Source organism: Bacillus sp. FSL R7-0685, from assembly GCF_038002425.1.
Lineage (GTDB): Bacteria > Bacillota > Bacilli > Bacillales > Bacillaceae > Bacillus > Bacillus subtilis.
Genome location: NZ_JBBOCN010000001.1, coordinates 51,240 through 68,750, shown reverse-complemented (window position 1 = coordinate 68,750; position 17,511 = coordinate 51,240). Strand labels below are relative to the sequence as shown.

Genomic DNA, 17,511 nt, shown 5'->3' with positions numbered 1-17,511 from the left:
CCTCCTTTCATTTCTTCAAAAACCGTGTAATGGTCGTTCTTATGGTTATCAATAGTTTCTTCTTCTTTTTGAGAAATCCTGCACCTTTTTCAAAATAACGTCTAAAAGTTAGACGCATTTTCACAGGAAGAAGTTTCAAACATTGTTTCGCGATAAAACGGATCGGAAAACACAGAACCATGACTATTTTATATAGACACAGCAGGAGAAAACCTATCAGGCTGTATGTTTTCTTGAATAAAAATGCCGCCATCCAGATGATCGCTCCGCATGTCCACACAATAGGACGAAATAACACGTGCTGAATGAGTTTTTTGAAGAATTGATAAACAGATACAACAAGGTAAATGACGAATTTCAGTATTTTTATATAGATTCGTTTGCAAAGGCTCTGATACGTCGCAACGCCCAGCAGAACCGCTAAAAAGATGTAAATCCTGAATTCTCCCTCATTTACATGAAGCAAGACATAAAAGAAAAGCAGCCCTTGCACAATCCAGAAAAGAATATCATGAATAAATAATAGCCATCTGGCTGTTTTGGCACGAATGACAAAGAGCCGGTATGTATCAAGCGAAGCACCAAGCCAGAGACCCATACCGGACATCGCCAGCATTGTATAGAATTGTGTCGTCAGCGTCATTTAAACAACTTGCTAAAAAACCCTTTAGCTTTATCCCCTTGTTGTTCGTCTAAGTACACTAAATCAAATACCCTGCCTTTAATCGAAACAATCCCTTTTTCCACATCAAGATTTTTCATCTGCAGGTTTTGGCCTCTGACGGAGAGCATTCCCATCACCGTTTCCAGCAGGAATTCTTCGTTATCAAAACTCTCCACATGCTTAACCCCAGAAATATCTAAATGCTTCCGGCCTTTCATTGTCACATCATGTTGTTCCGGAACAGACGAAGAACCTTTTTGATCATAATATGAATTCATCTATTCAGCCCCCATATCCTCGATACTTTTAGCATTATTACTGCATTGTATGAGGTGGGGGATTTTTTTAGAACAAGCCTATTCGCCGAGTTTTTCTTCTTTTAGAATCGTGTACATGTTTGCAGCTTCTTCTTTTTTCGTCGTGTCTTTCAATTCATTAACTTGAACCGTTACAAGCTTTTGGCCGAAGCGGACCGTTAGTTCATCTCCCGGTTTTACGTCAGAGCTTGCTTTAGCTTGGTTTCCGTTAATAGAGATCCGCCCTTGGTCAGCTACTTCCTTCGCTAGTGTACGCCGTTTGATCAGCCGTGATACTTTCAAAAATTTATCTAATCTCATATCTATGATCTCCTCTCAGTTTCTTTTGCTTCATTCCACAGTTTGTCCATTTCCTCAAGGGACATATCAGCCAGCTCGACTCCCTTTTCCTTCGCTGTTTCCTCAATGTACGAGAACCGTCTCCGGAATTTGTCATTAGTCATGGTCAGCGCTTCCTCTGGCTCTATTTTGTAGAAGCGGGCTACATTCACCAGCGCGAACAAAATGTCGCCAAACTCAGCTTTAAGATTGTGGTCGTGAGGAGCTTCAGAAACCTCAGAAGAAAATTCCTTCATTTCCTCACTTACCTTTTCCCAAATATCGCTGACGTCTTCCCAGTCAAAACCGACCTTCGCTGCTTTTTTCTGCAATTTAGCAGCTTTCGAAAGAGCTGGAAGGGTTTTCGGTACGCTGTCTAGTAACGATGATTCAGATGTATTTTTTTCGGCCTTTTTTATATCTTCCCAATTGGCCAAAACATCGTTTTCATCCTGAACCTTAACATCTTTAAACACATGGGGATGTCTTCGGACCATTTTTTCACTGATTCCTTTTATGACATCATCAATTGTGAAATAACCTTCATCTTCACCAATTTGCGCGTGAAGCAAGACCTGAAGCAAAACGTCGCCAAGCTCTTCGATCATATGGTCTGTGTCTTCTTCGTCAATAGCTTCGAGAAGCTCATAACATTCTTCAATCATGTACTGTTTTAATGACTGATGCGTCTGCTTTTTATCCCACGGACATCCATTAGGTCCGCGAAGCTCTCTGATGATGCTTCGGAACGTGGAGAATTCGTGATAAAGCAGCTTCTCTTCTTTAATCGGCGGAATATACACACTTGTTAAGTTGTTCAAGGCGACATTGCGGTCCAGCTCAAATAATGGCACTGTCTTGATCTCCTCGCCACGGCTGCCTGCTGCAGTCACAATGACGACCTCATAATCATCAGGCAGCTTCTCCATCAATGTCAGCTTGACTTCAGAAGCCGTCATTTGGTCGTAAACCTGACATATGATCAGATGATGTCTGAGCTCAAGCTCATCCGCGGACAATGTGCCGGCATCCACAAATTGAAAACCTTCAATCGGGTCAATTTGCAAGGCATTGAATGTGGCATCAAGGAAACTTTGTCCCCCCGCGACTTTCACTTGAACGTTTTCCTTTTCCTGCCGCTCCGTCAGCAGCTGAACTGTTTTTTCTGCGACAAAAGGATGTCCCGGCACAGCATAAACCACGTCCTCACGCCGCGCCGCTTCAAAGAGGGTATCCGCAATTTCTTCATATACCGCCTCGAACTGATCATGTTTCTCATATATATCATCAAAGAAACGGATGTTCTTCGTTTCTTTTTCAAGCTCCTCAATTAAAGGATGATCCTTGGTTCTGACATACAGCGTATCTGCCTTCGTCAGCAGCTTGTGTATACCAATTGTCAATTGGTCCATGTCTCCGGCACCAAGTCCGACGACTGTAATTTTACCCGCCATTTTGTTCTCTCCTTCTCATGAATTTGCTTAACTTGCTGCCGAATGGCACACTGTTCAGCTCTTCATCTGTAAATATTCCCAATCTCATCATACAATAAATAAACACCGCGCCACCAATGGCAACAGCAGAAAGACTCTCAATCACAGCCGCTCCTCTTCCTGTTGCAGGAAACAAGAAAGTCCAGAGACGCGTATACGCAAGCAAAACAGCTGACATCAAAAGAGCAGATCCAATAATCGGAATCAAAACGCCTCTAAGCTTATCGAGCCATTCCTTTTGCCGAAGCTGATACAAGTTAAGGCCGGCGACAGCCGCAAAGGAAGCAGCTGTCGCAAGCGATGCGCCTTCAATCCCATAGCGCGGAACCAAAAGTGTGTTTAACACCCATTTCACCGCAACACCCGCGCCCACCGCTATCGCTGGAAAAACTGTGTACCCCGCTCCCTGTAAGACTGCCGCTGCCGTTACCGCCATAGATGCAAACAAAATGGAGCAGCTAAATACTTGTAACGCACCTGTCCCTTCTCCATTTTGAAACAGCATGATATTTACCGGCTTTAGAATGCAAATCAACCCAGCCGATGCTCCTGTACCGAGCACAAGGCATAGTTTCAAAGATGACGTGATTTTTTCTTTCATGATCTTCAGCTCTTTGTTTTTTACAGCCATAGAAATATACGGAACGAGTGACGTCGCAATGCTTACCGCGAAAATTGAACCGAGCTGCAGCAAGGGTTGTCCCCGATCATAGATCCCCTTTAGGCGTTTTGCTTCTTCGCTTGTCTCACCACCCGAAAGCAATGCATATAAATTCAAAGCATCAACAAGCTGGATAAACAAAAGCAGCAAACTGCTTACACAAATTGTAACCGAATATAAAAGCAGTTTTTTCGTCAATTCTTTTGTTGTGATGACATTTTCATTTTGCCTATCCGTTTGGTTGTCTCTATTCGTTTTAAACCAAAAAAACCCCAGTATCATCAATGCAACCAAACTTCCGGCAAGAGAGCCTGAAGCGGCTGCCGCTCCCGCAGTATAAAGCGAGGCTCCCTTTTTCACGAGCCAAAATGATAAACCCAAGAGCACTGCAACACGCAGAAACTGCTCTGTCATCTGTGATAAGGCTGAAGGGAGCATTTCGTGCCGCCCCTGAAAACCGCCTCTAAGCAACGCGACAAATGGGAACAGCAGAAACGCGTATGCGGCCACTTGAATTAACACGGCTAGATGCGAATCCCCCATAAAGAGTGCAATAGGAACAGCACCCAAATATAAACAAAGAAATAATAAAATACCGATTAAAGACAAAAACAACGCAGATATTTTTAATATGGTGTGATGATTTTTTTCACTATAATCATTCATCAGCTTTGAAATAATGACTGGAAATCCTGATGTGGACAGCATGACCGCAATACCAAGAAAGGGATATACCTGCTGATATATATAAAATCCAACATCGCCGACAATGTTTTGAAACGGGACTCTGTAAACAGCGCTTAAAATTTTTGTGATGACGCCTGCCAGAATTAAAACAAAAGCCCCCTGCCAAATCCAATGCCGTTTAACGCCTATTGAATCGTCCATCCAAAAGCTCCTTCCCAACGTCAGGGGCAATACGGTTCACGTATTACCGCGGCACAAATAAAAACGAGGTTATTATACCACATCCCAACCCTTGGATTCCTTTTTCGGCACGCATGAAAAAGAACAGCGTCCCAAGGAGAGCTGTTCTTTACATACCTATTTTCGAAGAAAGGAATAAGACCTACTGTTCCATTTGACGAGCCAAAAATCCAGCTGCTGTTTCAACGGCTTTATGCTCTACTTCGCCCATTGTCTGATCTTTTGAAAAGATCACCACAGCACCTATCGGATCACCGTTCGCCACAATTGGGCCGACAGTATAAGAATTCATGTCCTCATCAATTCCATTCACAAGCTGTACTGATTTCGCATCACTCTCAAGCACGGAGCTGCGCTGATCCATTGTTCTTTCCAGCATTTCGCTGATTGACTTGTTTAAGTAATCTTTTTTGGAGCTGCCGGACACGGCAATATATACATCACGATCACAAATCAGCACTGAATGGCCGAGGCTGTCGTAAAGCGCGTCTGCATACTCCTTTGCAAAGTCTCCAAGCTCACTGATCGGAGAGTACTTTTTCAAAATCACTTCTCCGTCACGATCTACAAAAATCTCAAGCGGATCGCCTTCCCTGATTCTCAGAGTTCTTCGAATTTCTTTAGGAATCACGACCCGACCTAAGTCATCAATACGACGTACGATACCGGTTGCTTTCATCTCTGGTGCCTCTCTTTCATTTGATGGTATATACATGTGGGAAAGACCTAAAGCAGTTACTTTATGTACCTTCCGCCTCGCTTGAAATTAGTATCCGTCACATCAAATGTAATATACACCAGAGAGTAACAAAATTTACGTTGATGAAATGGTTTGTTTTTTCACATCTTTTAAGCCCTTCAGCATGCCCAGCACGGTGTCGAGCCACTCATCAGCACTACGGCCTTTCGTCTGTATGGAGATTTTGAGTTTTTTCCCTTCCATTCCCAGTCCGATTTGTCTACCATATTTATTGCCAAGCTCAAACAGCTTCTGTCCGTCAATTTCAGCACTTGCTTCTTCAGAAATCGTCAATCTGACAGCATCTTTATCCTGCTTAATCAGCTCGACACGTTCCTGTCTCGCATAGACTTTCATTTCTGCAACAGTAAACAAGTATTCGACTTCTTTTGGATAGTTTCCAAAGCGGTCGATCATTTCATCTTGAAGCTCATTCTTCTCTTCGATTGTCGCCACAGACCTGAAGCGTTTATACATATCAATTTTCTGTTTGCCGTCTTGAATATAAGTTTCCGGAATATACGCATCAAGCTCGACATCAATTTCTGTTTCAAACTGCTCTGTCTTCGCTGTGTCTCCTTTACGCTCCTCAATGGCCTCCTTCAGCATTTGTGAATAGAGGTCAAACCCGACCGAATCGATGAAGCCATGCTGCTGGGCACCAAGAAGATTCCCGGCTCCGCGAATCGTTAAGTCACGCATTGCGATTTTAAAACCGGAACCTAGCTCTGTGAATTCTTTAATAGCCTGCAGCCTTTTTTCAGCCACTTCTGTCAGCACTTTATCCCGGCGATACGTGAAGTACGCATACGCCACACGGTTAGAACGGCCGACACGCCCCCGCAGCTGGTAAAGCTGAGAAAGACCCATCTTGTCGGCGTCAAATACGATCAGCGTATTGACGTTCGGGATGTCCACGCCAGTTTCGATAATGGTTGTGCTGACGAGAACGTCTGATTCTCCTTCAAGAAAACTTAGCATAACGGTTTCTAATTCATTTTCTGTCATTTTCCCATGCGCATATGCTACCTTCGCGTCAGGGACTAGCATTGAAATTTCATCCGCTTTCCGCTCAATGTCCTCTACCCGGTTGTACAAGAAATAGACTTGGCCCCCGCGTGCAAGCTCACGTTCAATTGCCTCTCTGACAAGAGCTCCGTTGTATTCCACAACATACGTCTGTACAGGGAACCGATTTTCCGGCGGAGTCTCGATGACTGAAAGGTCCCTTACGCCAAGCATAGACATATGCAGCGTACGCGGAATCGGCGTTGCTGTTAACGTTAATACATCAACATTGGCTTTTATTTGCTTGATCTTTTCTTTATGGGTTACACCGAAACGCTGCTCTTCATCAATGATGAGGAGCCCTAAATCTTTATACACGACATCCTTTGATAGCAGCCGATGCGTCCCGATGACGATATCAACCGTTCCGTTTTTCAGCCCTTTGATTGTTTCGTTTGCTTCTTTTCTCGTTCTGAACCTGCTGAGAAGGCCGATATTAATCGGATAGTCCTGGAAGCGCTCTTTTATGGTTTCATAATGCTGCTGTGCCAAAATGGTTGTCGGAACGAGCAGAGCTACCTGCTTTCCGTCACCGATCGCCTTAAACGCGGCACGTATGGCAACCTCTGTTTTACCGTAGCCCACATCTCCGCACAGCAAGCGGTCCATCGGACGTTCTCTTTCCATGTCTTTTTTGATTTCGTGAATCGAACGGAGCTGATCCTCAGTCTCTTGATAAGGGAAAGCCGATTCGAATTCACGCTGCATCTCATGGTCAGGAGAAAACGCATAGCCCTTGCTCGCTTCTCTTTCGGCATACAGCTTAATTAAGTCGTCAGCAATATCCTGAACGGATGTCTCTACTTTTTTCTTGACCCGCTTCCATTCACTTCCGCCTAATTTATACAGCTTTGGCTCTTTTCCTTCGGAGCCGACATATTTTTGGACCTGATCAATTTGTTCTACAGGGACGTAAAGCTTGTCACTGCCCTGATAATGTATATTTAAATAGTCTTTATGAATGCCGTTGATTTCAAGAGTTTCGATCCCCAGGTATTTTCCGATCCCGTGATTAATATGAACGACATAATCTCCAATTTGAAGCTCAGAATAGCTTTTGATGCGTTCTGCATTGGTAAGCTTCTGTTTTCGCGGCTTCTTCTTTACACGGTTTTTGAACAGTTCTTCTTCCGTAATAACGGCAAGCTTCATTAACGGCAGCTCAAATCCTGATTGGAGCTCGCCTTCCATGATATAGACCTGTCCCTGAACAAGCGCTTTTTTGCTGTCTGTCACGGCGGCCTCGATATCATAATCAGCCAAAACAGATGACAATTTCTGTGTACGTTCCTTGTTTGCTCCTAAGAACACAACAGTGAAATTTGATTTTTTAAAACGCTCCATTTCGCCCGCAAGCACGTTCATTTGGCCATGGAAACTCTGCATTTGCCGGCCTGACACATTGACAATATTTTGCGGGCTCGTATGGTGTACATGCCGCAAAAATAAAGAGTAGTACAGCAGAGGCCGTTTTTGCTCAGCCACTATTTTCTGGAAGCTGAATGACAAACGAATATCATGCAAAATCTTCCCTTCCTCAAGAAGATTTGTGATAAACTCCGCTTCTTCTTTTTGAAGCTGTTCTTCCATCTCATGAATCCGACTGACTTCATCCAAAATCAGGAGTGTATTATCAGGTGTATAATCTAGTAAACTAGCAGGCTTTTCATAGAAATATGAGAGATACTTCACGAGCTCCTGATCTGTCTGGCCTTCAGACAAGCGTTCTTTATCGTGAGAAATATTCGCATGAAGTATTTCTTTTTGTTTGTCAGCCTTTAATTTTTTCAGGCTCGCGGCAAGACCACTATCGATTTTCTCCATCGCCCGCGCTTTTTCTTCCGGTCTGATAATTAATTCCTTCGCGGGACCGATATTGATCGAGGTAAGGGTCTCAATTGACCGCTGATCATCTGAATTAAAGCTGCGGATTGAATCCACCTCGGTGTCAAAAAGTTCAATTCTCACCGGATTCTCTGAAGTCAGCGGATAAATGTCAATGATTCCCCCGCGAATACTGAATTCCCCGGGCGCAGAAACCATATCAGACCGCTCATACCCTACCTCTACCAGCCGTGAGGCAAGCTGGTCAGGTTCAATATCATGGCCTACTTGAATGAGCATCTGGCTGCTTTTCCACACCTCAACAGGCGGCAGCATTCTTCTGATTGCAGCTACCGGAGCAACGACAATTGGCGCTTCTCCATTCGTTAGTCTATTAATGACATCTAATCGCTGCGCCCGCAATTCAGGGCTTGCAACTGCGATTTCTGATGAAATGAGTTCATTGACGGGGTACAAAAGGACAGACCGATCCTCTAGAAGTGAAGTCAGATCATCTGTTACTTTCTGGGCTTGATATAAGTTATGGGTGATGAGAAAGATAGGCTTATTCGTTTCATTAGCCAGAGCAGAAGTAAAAACAGAACGCGCGGAACCCGACAGACCCGCGAGCAGCTGTTCCTTCAGGCCCTCGTGTAAACCGTTGATGATGGATTTAAAGTCATCGCTTTCTTTTATAAAGGTTTGAATGTTGTCCATATGGCCCCTCCTCTCTGTTTCCTGCGAGAACAGAAAAACGCTTTGGTCTAGTGTCTACACCAAAGCTTTTTATTGAATAAATGTGTGATATTCGTGGTAATGCGGATTTCGGTCAAGCGCCTCTTGGCAGTCTTCACATATCGTCAAAACATGGACATCTCCATTTTCTTTATAAGAAATCATATCGTTTCTTTCCTCATTTGTTAAGTGCTGAAATCCAAGTGAGTCTGTCGATACCATTGAAGATTCGAGACTGCCTACTTTCACTCCGCAATGACGACAATAATAATGCAAAGCCATACAAGGGACCTCCTGATGAAAAAGTCATTTTGGTGTAGTATGGACTTTGTTGTTACATTTTATACCTTTGCGTTAAATTCGTTCATGACTTCTAAAAACGGTTTACTCAAAGAAGCCTCACAAGCCTTCACAGATTTATCAACCGCTTCTTCGATCTCAGGTGCCTCCTCCTTGGTAAAGGAGCCTAACACATAATCAACGACCTTCATGCCGTTTACAGGCCGGCCGATTCCGATGCGGATACGGTCAAACTCGGACGTTCCAAGATGCTGGATCAGTGATTTGATGCCATTGTGCCCTCCGGCGCTTCCTTTCGTTCTTAAACGGATCTTGCCAGTCGGAAGGTCAAGGTCGTCGTAAATGACTGTCAAATCTTCGTTATCGACATCATAGTAGTCCATTAAAGGCCGCAAACATTCTCCTGATAAATTCATATATGTAAGCGGTTTAACAAGTAGAACCTTTTTGCCGGAAACAAATCCGGTTCCGTATAATCCGTTAAATTTATTTTGATTCAGCTCTATATTCCATTCCTTTGCAAGCTGATCTATCACCATAAATCCGACATTATGCCGTGTATTTTCATAGTTCTTCCCCGGGTTTCCGAGACCGGCAATCACAAGCATGGCGAATCCTCCCTTAGTCACATAACTCCCGTCTTCATAAACGGGCTATAATTCTTCTCATTCTAGCACAAAAGACGTAACCGCGGGAGGGTTACGCCTTAAGCTATTATTGTTCGTTTTCACCTTCTGGCTGAGCATCGGCAGATTCCTCTTCATCCACCTCAGCTGCTTCCTGCTGCTGCGGAGGAAGGATTGAAGCCACAACCTCATCTGATTCATGATTAAAGGAGTAGTCACCGCCAGCAGGCAAATCTGCAATCGTCAGTACTTCATTTACATCGAGGCTTGAAATATCAGCCTCAATCGTTTGCGGAATGGCTTTTGGCTTGGCCTTTACAGTAAGTGCATATAACGGCTGCTGCAGTACGCCTCCGTTTTTCACTCCAATGGCTTCTCCGGTCAGATGAATCGGAACTTCCACTTCAATGTCCTCACTCATATTAACTACTTGAAAATCAGCATGAGTGATTTCATTTTTCAGCGGGTCCGTCTGCAGGTCTGTTACCATGACGGAGTGTTTTTCTCCGCTGACCTCAAGCGTAATGACTGCATTTTTGCCTTCGTCCCTCAGCGTTTTGATGAGCTCCACACTGTCTAATGACACAGGTTTGTTGCCCGTATCCTTCCCATATATGATACCTGGAACATGTCCTGAAGTACGGATATTCCGAAGAGACGAACGAGTAAAGTCCGTTCTTTCTTTTGCCGTTAAAGTTGCCATATTCAGCACCATCCTATTGTCGTTTTAGTTGTCCTATTACAAACAATACCCATAACGATAAGGATTTAAACCTCGAAAAATGGTTTAGCTGAACAGATAGCTGACTGATTGCTGCTCATGAACGCGAATAATCGCTTCGGCCAGAAGCGGTCCGACTGAAAGCTGCTTAAAGCGTTCAATTTTCTTTTCTTCAGGAAGCTTGATGCTGTTTGTCACAACAAGCTCTTTAATTGTTGAATTATTAATCCGTTCAACCGCAGGGCCTGATAGTACAGGGTGTGTACAGCATGCATATACTTCTTTCGCTCCGTTTTCAACGAGCGCATTAGCAGCAAGTGTAATCGTACCTGCAGTATCAATAATGTCATCGATGAGGATAGCAGTCTTCCCTTCGATGTTACCTACAATATTCATGACTTCCGCCACGTTTGGACGCGGACGGCGTTTATCGATAATCGCAATTGGCGCTTTTAGTCGGTCAGCCAGTTTGCGGGCACGTGTCACACCGCCATGGTCTGGTGAAACAATGACGATATCTTCAAGATTTTTGCCTTCAAAATATTCTCCTAAAATCGGAACACCCATTAAGTGGTCAATCGGTATATCAAAGAATCCTTGAATTTGCGGCGCATGCAGGTCAAGTGCAATCACACGAGTCGCCCCGGCTGTTTCAAGCAGGTTAGCGAAAAGTTTAGCTGTGATTGGCTCACGGGATCTTGCTTTTCTGTCTTGACGCGCATAACCGTAATAAGGAATAACAATGTTAATCGTTTTTGCAGAAGCGCGTTTTAACGCATCTACCATAATCAGCAGTTCCATAATATGCTCGTTAACGGGGTCACTTGTAGACTGGATGATGTAACAATCACATCCGCGAATACTTTCTTCGATATTAATTTGGACTTCCCCGTCACTAAATCTTGTGACAGAACATTTCCCTAATTGAACTCCAACTATATCTGCGATTTCTTTTGCAAGCTCTGGATTCGAATTCAAAGAAAAAATCTTTAAATTCTTATCTCCGTATTGATTAGACATGGATAAACCTCCGAATTTAGGATTATTTTTTATGAATATTTTTCACATAATCGTCTTTATTTACTTGTCTCGCTCTGGCAATAGCAAGTGCTTTTCCAGGTACATCTTCCGTAACAGTTGAACCTGCCGCCACATAAGCGCCTTCTCCGACTGTGACAGGGGCAACCAAGTTGGAATTGCAGCCGATAAACGCGCCATCTTCAATTTTTGTCAAATACTTATTCTTTCCATCATAATTGACAGTAATTGAACCGCAGCCCAGGTTTACATCAGTGCCTACCTCAGCATCGCCGACATAGCTTAGATGAGATGCCTTGCTTCGGTCTCCGAATTGAGTCTTTTTAATTTCTACAAAATTCCCGATCTTCACTTCATTCCCGATGACAGAATCAGGTCTGATGTGAGCAAAAGGTCCTATGTTTACATCATTCCCCACTTTACTGTGATTGACTACCGATTGTTTAATAACCGTACGGCTGCCAATGGCACTATTCATAATCTCCGTATGAGGGCCAATAATCGTATCTTCTCCGATTTGCACCTCACCTTTAATCACAGTTCCAGGGTAAATCACAGTATCGCTTCCGATAACAGCGTCAGGAGAAATATACGTATTCATCGGGTCAATCAACGTCACGCCATTTTGCATATGCCGTTTATTAATACGCTCTTTCATAAATTGTTCTGCCTGAGAAAGAGCAACTCTATCATTAACTCCGAGCGTTTCTTGGAAATTACCAGTCTGGTAAGCGGCAACAGTTTCGCCTTCATTTTTAAGAATCTCTATGACATCCGGCAAATAATACTCGCCTTGGGCATTATCATTAGACACCTGATCAATAGCCCGAAATAGCGCTTCATTGTCAAAACAATACGTACCGGTATTGATCTCAGTTACAAGACGTTCTTCTTCAGAGGCGTCCTTATGCTCAACGATTTTTTGAACCGCTCCGTTTTCGCTGCGAATAATGCGGCCGTATCCGGTTGGATCTTCTGCAACCGCAGTTAAAATCGTAGCTTTCGCTTCTCTTTGTGTATGTTCTTTCAGCATCTGTTCCATCGTCTCTGCTGTCAAAAGCGGTGTATCCCCGCAAATGACAATCGTGACGCCTTTTTCGTCAGCAAGAAATGGCTGTGCCTGTTTTACAGCATGAGCAGTGCCAAGCTGTTCTGCTTGAAGCGCGTACTCGCTTTTATCACCAAGCTGCTTTTTCACTTCTTCCGCACCATGTCCGACAATCGTGACAAGCTTCGATAAAGATAATTTTAAGGCTTCGTCCACGACGTGCTCTACCATAGGCTTACCGCAAACTGGATGAAGGACTTTATAAAGCTTCGATTTCATTCTCGTTCCTTGTCCAGCCGCTAAAACAACTGCAAACCGCTTATCCATTTATTGGCCTCCAATATCCCTTTTATCCATAGAAAAATATATCCTAAATATCTTCTGATTTCAAGGAGACTTCATGAAGTGCAAGAATTTTCTATTGAGTGCAGCTAAGTTTGAAAAATCAGAATTAAAAAAGGACCGCTGGCAAAAGGCTTATGTCAGCCCTTTCAGCAGTCCTTGCTTTTTGGTTATTTTTTAAGAAGCTCCAGCTTCTTCGAATTCTAATGCTTCAGTGTCACCCAGACGATGATACTCATTTAACACGGCATCTTGAATCTTTCCTCGCGTGCTTGAATTAATAGGATGAGCAATATCGCGGAACTCTCCATCAGGGGTGCGTTTACTCGGCATCGCAACGAAAAGACCATTGTTTCCATCAATCACACGAATATCATGTACAACAAATTCGTGATCCAGCGTGATGGATGCAATCGCTCTCATGCGACCATCGGTATTCACGCGGCGTAATCTTACGTCAGTAACTTCCACAGTAGTTCACCACCTTTTCCCTATATAAAAGCATTAGTGTATCAATTCCACGATTTTTTCTGAAATCCTGCTCGTTTTTAAAATATTTTTTGAAAAAATAGGATATAGTTACACAATTAGGTCATAAAGCTTTCATTTCGGGCATAAGGTAAATAAAAAAGTGATCCCGGGCTCTCCCAGAATCACTTTTCTTATTATTTCACCAGTGCAATAACTTCGATCTCGACTAACGCATCCTTCGGGAGTCTCGCTACTTCAACACAAGACCTCGCCGGTTTGTGAGTGTCAAAGTATTGTCCGTACACTTCGTTTACTTCCGCAAACTGTTCCATATCCGCGATAAATACAGTTGCTTTTACAACTGTTTCAAAAGAAGCACCCGCTTCTTCCAGAACCGCCTTTAAATTGCTGAATACTTGATGAGTCTGCTCCTTAATATCGCCGTTCACCATTTCGCCTGAAGGAGTCAAAGGGATTTGACCTGAGCTGTAAAACATATTGTTGACGATAATCCCTTGTGAATAAGGCCCGATTGCCGCTGGGGCATGTTTTGTGTGGACTGCTTTTGTCATGATTCTGTCTCTCCATTCTTTAAAAGATTGTCTTTAAAAAAACGCAGAAAATTGCCATTCTGAATTTCAATGGACTTCTCTTTCATGTTGATGGTTGAAAGAGTAAGAAGTGACATATATTCGTCAACAAGACGTTCATCTACTCCTTCGGCTTCTACTAAGACGCCGATTCCCGCCACATTTGCGTTAAACTCATCCAACAGGTTAATCATACCATTAATTGTGCCGCCTGCTTTCATAAAGTCATCAATAATGAGTACGTTTGAACCCGTTTTCATGCTTCTTTTCGCAAGTGACATTGTTTGAATGCGGTTTGAGGAGCCTGAAACGTAATTAATGCTGACTGTGGAGCCCTCTGTTACCTTATTGTCTTTACGAACGATCACAACAGGCACATTCAAATAGCTTGCAGCTGCATATGCAAGAGGGATGCCTTTCGTGGCAACGGTCATGACAACATCAATTTCGCGCTCTGCAAACACGGAAGCAAACAGCTTCCCTACCTTGGAGAGTACAGATGGCTTTCCTAAGATATCCGTTAAATATACATAACCGCCCGGAAGGATACGCTCAGGATTTGCCAGCGACTGTCCAAGTGTCTGCACAAACTCTTCAGCTTCAGCCTGCTTCATTTTCGGAATATATTTAACGCCTCCGGCAGCTCCGGGAACAGTAAGCAAAGTACCAATCCCCTGCTGTTCAAAGGTTTGTTTAATAATTGTTAAATCTTCACTGATCGATGATTTTGCAGATTCATACCGCTCAGAGAAAAAGGTTAGCGGTATTAACTCGTGCGGATGGGTTAACAAATAATTTGTTAAGTCCACCAATCTGCCGCTGCGACGAAACTTCATGAACTTACCCCCAAAATCCGAATATTTTAAGATCAATATAACTTAACATACGGATTTAATCAAGAGCGTTCTGTTCGCCGATCATTCTCACCGCATAAACTTGATCGCAGAAGCCTCTTAACCCGTTATAAATTCTCTGCACCTTCGACTCATACTGAACCAGTCCAAACACTGTCGGGCCGCTCCCGCTCATTAACACGGCATCTGCACCAAAGCGTTTCATCTGGTTTTTGATCATTGCAACTTCAGGATGCATATCGAGCGTAACAGATTCAAGCACATTGCCTAAACGGCTGCACATCTTCTGAAAACTCTTTTCTTCTATCGCCTCGATCATTCCTTGTACATCGGGATGCTCTATACCATCCAGTTTCAGCGCTCTGTACACTTCAGCAGTTGAAACACCGATTGTCGGCTTCGCTAAAATGACCCAGCAGTGCGGAGGCGTGCTGATATGTTTAATTTTCTCGCCGCGCCCTGTTGCTAATGCAGTTCCGCCATAGACACAAAATGAAACGTCAGAGCCAATTTCCGCTCCAAGCTCAGCAAGCGTTTCCGCGGACAGATTTAAATTCCACAGTCTGTTCAGCCCTCTGAGCGTCGCCGCCGCATCACTGCTTCCGCCGGCAAGACCGGCAGCCACCGGAATTACCTTCGTAATCATGATGGAAACTCCCTTTTTCACGTTGTATCTGTCCTTGATCAGCTTGGCAGCCTGATAAGCTAAGTTTCTTTGGTCATCAGGCACAAATCGGTTGTGGGAGGAAACCCTCACTTCATCCTCTGCAAGCTCCGTCAATTCGATTCGATCAGCTAAATCAATTGTCGTCATGATCATTTCGACTTCATGATAGCCATCCGGGCGTTTTCGGGTGACGTCAAGTGACAGATTGATCTTAGCTGGCGCTTTTTCTAAAATACGCATAGCTTTCACCTACTTCTCCATCTAAACATAAGTATGAACATTGTATCACATTTGAAGTACAGGATGAACATATCCATATTCAGCCCATTATGTATTTATATCCAAAATAAAAAAACCAGGGAACAGCACGTCCCCCGGGTCACATCCTTATCGGTTATTCTGATTCTGAGCCATTTGCTGTTCGGCGATTTCAATGGCACGCTTCACCATGTTACCGGCATCGCGGGCCCGAATTTCACCCCAGCCGCCATTTTTTACTGTGTCATAAAAACCAAGGTCTTTAGCCAGCTCATATTTAAACTCATCTGACATAACTCCACGACGTCTGCCCAAACGAAACAACCCCTTTTTTAGAAGTGATAGCCATTCGTGCACGTCACGATAATATGTGACTGTTTTATCTTTTGTTAAATCAGATGGAACTTTCGTTAAAATTATTGGAAACCAAAAAAGGGCAAAACAAAAAGCAGTAAACAAAAGGTTCACTGCCCGTTAAAATGCCACTGAGCTTGCGGCGTCATCATTAAATGTCAGCTCAACAGTCTCAGTCAAAATATCAGCATAACTGTATGAAACTCTTTCAAACGAGTTCTCGTCTTGATCTAGTTGTATCACAAAAACAGAAGGGTACGTCTCAGCTAAAATGCCCGAACGCTCAATCGTTTTTCGGCGGCCACCGTTTGCTTTTAACGTCAGCCTTTTACCTAAATTCCCATCAAGCGATCTTTTAATATCGGACAACGTCTTCGCCATTGCATCCACCTCACTACATTTATTGTACAACACGAGCCCATTTTTGTCAAATAAAATTTAAATTATATCAACGTTAATAAGACGTTGTCAATAAAATTATTTTGACAAAATTCTATGATTCCTCAATTATGTTCCGCAAGTTTCGGTAAATTATGTATCATTATGTAAAATAAAAAACCCGCATAGCTCTCCTATGCAGGTTTTCAACTGTTAATTGGACTTATAAGGCATACCAATTCTCAGAACTCCTCTTGTTTCAATACCTCCAAGCCCTTTCTCTCTTGTCAGCGTATTACGGAGCACTTCCCATACATTAATCCGTTCCATAAACGGCGTAAAGCTGATCTTCGCGACGATATATACCGGATCAAGCGCATGAATATTGACTCTTGACGGTGAACTTGCAAAATTCGCACCCGCTCTGATGAGTGATTCAAAATGGGATTGGCAGGCCCCCGCAAAAATAACAAGCTGATCTAAGTGAGGGATCTTTTTTCGGGCTGTTTGAACAGTTTCAACAAAGTGCTTAGAATGTCTGTACGCATTCAAATCATCAATTCCGCCCTTTTGCTTCGAATACGCATCATGCCCTGTGATCACCAGGATATCAGGTCGATATTTGTCGAGCAATTCTTCAATAGAAGCAGACATTTTCTTTTCATGGCAATGGATGCCATAGACCGGCACTCCAATTTTTTTATAGACATTCAGGCATTTTTTCAGATATGCTTCGTCACCATCCAGATGAAGCACTTTGCCCGGCATATGGAAATAATGCTCCTGATGCTGATATTGGCTTGTCGCATAGTACTCCTGCTTTTCTCTGAGCAGCTTATAATCTTGGCGGAGTAATTCGAGCGACTCATTCATTCTGCTCTCATCTTTCTTTTTCCGCATCATCTGCTCATCCTTTTTCACTGCCACCAGATCAGAAAAATCCGAATCAGCAATCAGCCTGACTTCATCTCCATGCAAAATGGCAATTGAATTTCCTTTGCTTGTTTGCTCTATTCTTATAATTCGAAACAAAACATCCATCTGATAGGATTTTCTGGCTACCATATCCCCTATTTGAAATTGCACGTTCCTCACTCCACACATAGACTAAGCCTCAT

General features: G+C 43.4%; 19 protein-coding genes. All 19 read right to left on the bottom strand.

Annotated features, from left to right (window positions below):
* Nucleotides 1-7 precede the first annotated feature (7 nt).
* On the bottom strand, nt 8-643 hold the full coding sequence (gene yabQ, locus MKY50_RS00365) for a spore cortex biosynthesis protein YabQ (RefSeq protein ID WP_003226711.1): 636 nt from the start codon (nt 641-643) through the stop codon (nt 8-10).
* Complete coding sequence (gene yabP / locus MKY50_RS00360) at nt 640-942, bottom strand: sporulation protein YabP (RefSeq protein WP_003226714.1); 303 nt, start codon at nt 940-942, stop codon at nt 640-642. The genes yabQ and yabP overlap by 4 nt, the downstream gene beginning before the upstream one ends.
* A gap of 78 nt (nt 943-1,020) precedes the next feature.
* Nucleotides 1,021-1,281, bottom strand: a complete 261-nt coding sequence (locus MKY50_RS00355; protein WP_003226716.1) for an RNA-binding S4 domain-containing protein — start codon at nt 1,279-1,281, stop codon at nt 1,021-1,023.
* 2 nt (nt 1,282-1,283) lie between these two features.
* Nucleotides 1,284-2,753, bottom strand: a complete 1,470-nt coding sequence (gene mazG, locus MKY50_RS00350; RefSeq protein WP_341115994.1) for a nucleoside triphosphate pyrophosphohydrolase — start codon at nt 2,751-2,753, stop codon at nt 1,284-1,286.
* A complete protein-coding gene (locus MKY50_RS00345) occupies nt 2,743-4,341 on the bottom strand; it encodes a putative polysaccharide biosynthesis protein (protein ID WP_341115991.1) in 1,599 nt (532 codons plus the stop codon). The genes mazG and MKY50_RS00345 overlap by 11 nt, the downstream gene beginning before the upstream one ends.
* A 181-nt stretch (nt 4,342-4,522) precedes the next feature.
* Nucleotides 4,523-5,059, bottom strand: coding sequence for a stage V sporulation protein T (gene spoVT / locus MKY50_RS00340; RefSeq protein WP_003218365.1), 537 nt, complete (start codon nt 5,057-5,059; stop codon nt 4,523-4,525).
* A gap of 135 nt (nt 5,060-5,194) precedes the next feature.
* A complete protein-coding gene (mfd, locus tag MKY50_RS00335) occupies nt 5,195-8,728 on the bottom strand; it encodes a transcription-repair coupling factor (protein ID WP_041850256.1) in 3,534 nt (1,177 codons plus the stop codon).
* A gap of 69 nt (nt 8,729-8,797) precedes the next feature.
* On the bottom strand, nt 8,798-9,028 hold the full coding sequence (fin, locus tag MKY50_RS00330; protein ID WP_003243417.1) for an anti-sigma-F factor Fin: 231 nt from the start codon (nt 9,026-9,028) through the stop codon (nt 8,798-8,800).
* Between the two features lie 59 nt (nt 9,029-9,087).
* Nucleotides 9,088-9,654, bottom strand: a complete 567-nt coding sequence (pth, locus tag MKY50_RS00325) for an aminoacyl-tRNA hydrolase (RefSeq protein WP_003226727.1) — start codon at nt 9,652-9,654, stop codon at nt 9,088-9,090.
* A 106-nt stretch (nt 9,655-9,760) separates the two neighbouring features.
* Nucleotides 9,761-10,375 carry a 50S ribosomal protein L25/general stress protein Ctc gene (locus MKY50_RS00320; RefSeq protein ID WP_003243443.1) on the bottom strand — a complete coding sequence of 205 codons (615 nt, stop codon included), beginning with the start codon at nt 10,373-10,375 and terminating at the stop codon, nt 9,761-9,763.
* A gap of 84 nt (nt 10,376-10,459) precedes the next feature.
* A complete protein-coding gene (locus tag MKY50_RS00315) occupies nt 10,460-11,413 on the bottom strand; it encodes a ribose-phosphate diphosphokinase (RefSeq protein ID WP_003218353.1) in 954 nt (317 codons plus the stop codon).
* Between the two features lie 22 nt (nt 11,414-11,435).
* Nucleotides 11,436-12,806 (bottom strand): bifunctional UDP-N-acetylglucosamine diphosphorylase/glucosamine-1-phosphate N-acetyltransferase GlmU, encoded by a 1,371-nt coding sequence (gene glmU / locus MKY50_RS00310; RefSeq protein WP_015382564.1) that lies wholly within the window; start codon nt 12,804-12,806, stop codon nt 11,436-11,438.
* 192 nt (nt 12,807-12,998) lie between these two features.
* Nucleotides 12,999-13,292, bottom strand: coding sequence for a septation regulator SpoVG (spoVG, locus tag MKY50_RS00305; protein ID WP_003218346.1), 294 nt, complete (start codon nt 13,290-13,292; stop codon nt 12,999-13,001).
* Between the two features lie 194 nt (nt 13,293-13,486).
* Nucleotides 13,487-13,864, bottom strand: coding sequence for a 2-iminobutanoate/2-iminopropanoate deaminase (ridA, locus tag MKY50_RS00300; protein ID WP_003226738.1), 378 nt, complete (start codon nt 13,862-13,864; stop codon nt 13,487-13,489).
* Nucleotides 13,861-14,718: a pur operon repressor gene (purR, locus tag MKY50_RS00295; RefSeq protein ID WP_003218342.1), complete on the bottom strand. Its 858-nt coding sequence runs from the start codon at nt 14,716-14,718 to the stop codon at nt 13,861-13,863. Before purR ends, ridA begins: the two co-directional genes overlap by 4 nt.
* 55 nt (nt 14,719-14,773) lie before the next feature.
* Nucleotides 14,774-15,643, bottom strand: a complete 870-nt coding sequence (ispE, locus tag MKY50_RS00290; protein ID WP_003226742.1) for a 4-(cytidine 5'-diphospho)-2-C-methyl-D-erythritol kinase — start codon at nt 15,641-15,643, stop codon at nt 14,774-14,776.
* Between the two features lie 147 nt (nt 15,644-15,790).
* Nucleotides 15,791-15,976 (bottom strand): small, acid-soluble spore protein, alpha/beta type, encoded by a 186-nt coding sequence (locus tag MKY50_RS00285; protein ID WP_003218333.1) that lies wholly within the window; start codon nt 15,974-15,976, stop codon nt 15,791-15,793.
* A 159-nt stretch (nt 15,977-16,135) separates the two neighbouring features.
* A complete protein-coding gene (gene veg, locus MKY50_RS00280) occupies nt 16,136-16,396 on the bottom strand; it encodes a biofilm formation stimulator Veg (protein WP_003218330.1) in 261 nt (86 codons plus the stop codon).
* Nucleotides 16,397-16,606: 210 nt separating this feature from the next.
* Nucleotides 16,607-17,479 carry a sporulation-specific protease PrtG gene (gene prtG, locus MKY50_RS00275; protein ID WP_015382563.1) on the bottom strand — a complete coding sequence of 291 codons (873 nt, stop codon included), beginning with the start codon at nt 17,477-17,479 and terminating at the stop codon, nt 16,607-16,609.
* Between the last annotated feature and the right edge of the window lie 32 nt (nt 17,480-17,511).

Excerpts from the sequence above, each read along its gene's own strand:
- yabQ (WP_003226711.1), bottom strand. The coding sequence starts at position 643 with ATGACGCTGACGACACAATTCTATACAATGCTGGCGATGTCCGGTATG.
- MKY50_RS00355 (WP_003226716.1), bottom strand. The coding sequence starts at position 1,281 with ATGAGATTAGATAAATTTTTGAAAGTATCACGGCTGATCAAACGGCGT.
- veg (WP_003218330.1), bottom strand. The coding sequence starts at position 16,396 with ATGGCGAAGACGTTGTCCGATATTAAAAGATCGCTTGATGGGAATTTA.
- MKY50_RS00320 (WP_003243443.1), bottom strand. The coding sequence starts at position 10,375 with ATGGCAACTTTAACGGCAAAAGAAAGAACGGACTTTACTCGTTCGTCT.
- MKY50_RS00345 (WP_341115991.1), bottom strand. The coding sequence starts at position 4,341 with ATGGACGATTCAATAGGCGTTAAACGGCATTGGATTTGGCAGGGGGCT.
- fin (WP_003243417.1), bottom strand. The coding sequence starts at position 9,028 with ATGGCTTTGCATTATTATTGTCGTCATTGCGGAGTGAAAGTAGGCAGT.
- glmU (WP_015382564.1), bottom strand. The coding sequence starts at position 12,806 with ATGGATAAGCGGTTTGCAGTTGTTTTAGCGGCTGGACAAGGAACGAGA.
- yabP (WP_003226714.1), bottom strand. The coding sequence starts at position 942 with ATGAATTCATATTATGATCAAAAAGGTTCTTCGTCTGTTCCGGAACAA.
- pth (WP_003226727.1), bottom strand. The coding sequence starts at position 9,654 with ATGCTTGTGATTGCCGGTCTCGGAAACCCGGGGAAGAACTATGAAAAT.
- ridA (WP_003226738.1), bottom strand. The coding sequence starts at position 13,864 with ATGACAAAAGCAGTCCACACAAAACATGCCCCAGCGGCAATCGGGCCT.
- ispE (WP_003226742.1), bottom strand. The coding sequence starts at position 15,643 with ATGCGTATTTTAGAAAAAGCGCCAGCTAAGATCAATCTGTCACTTGAC.
- mazG (WP_341115994.1), bottom strand. The coding sequence starts at position 2,753 with ATGGCGGGTAAAATTACAGTCGTCGGACTTGGTGCCGGAGACATGGAC.
- spoVT (WP_003218365.1), bottom strand. The coding sequence starts at position 5,059 with ATGAAAGCAACCGGTATCGTACGTCGTATTGATGACTTAGGTCGGGTC.
- purR (WP_003218342.1), bottom strand. The coding sequence starts at position 14,718 with ATGAAGTTTCGTCGCAGCGGCAGATTGGTGGACTTAACAAATTATTTG.
- mfd (WP_041850256.1), bottom strand. The coding sequence starts at position 8,728 with ATGGACAACATTCAAACCTTTATAAAAGAAAGCGATGACTTTAAATCC.
- MKY50_RS00315 (WP_003218353.1), bottom strand. The coding sequence starts at position 11,413 with ATGTCTAATCAATACGGAGATAAGAATTTAAAGATTTTTTCTTTGAAT.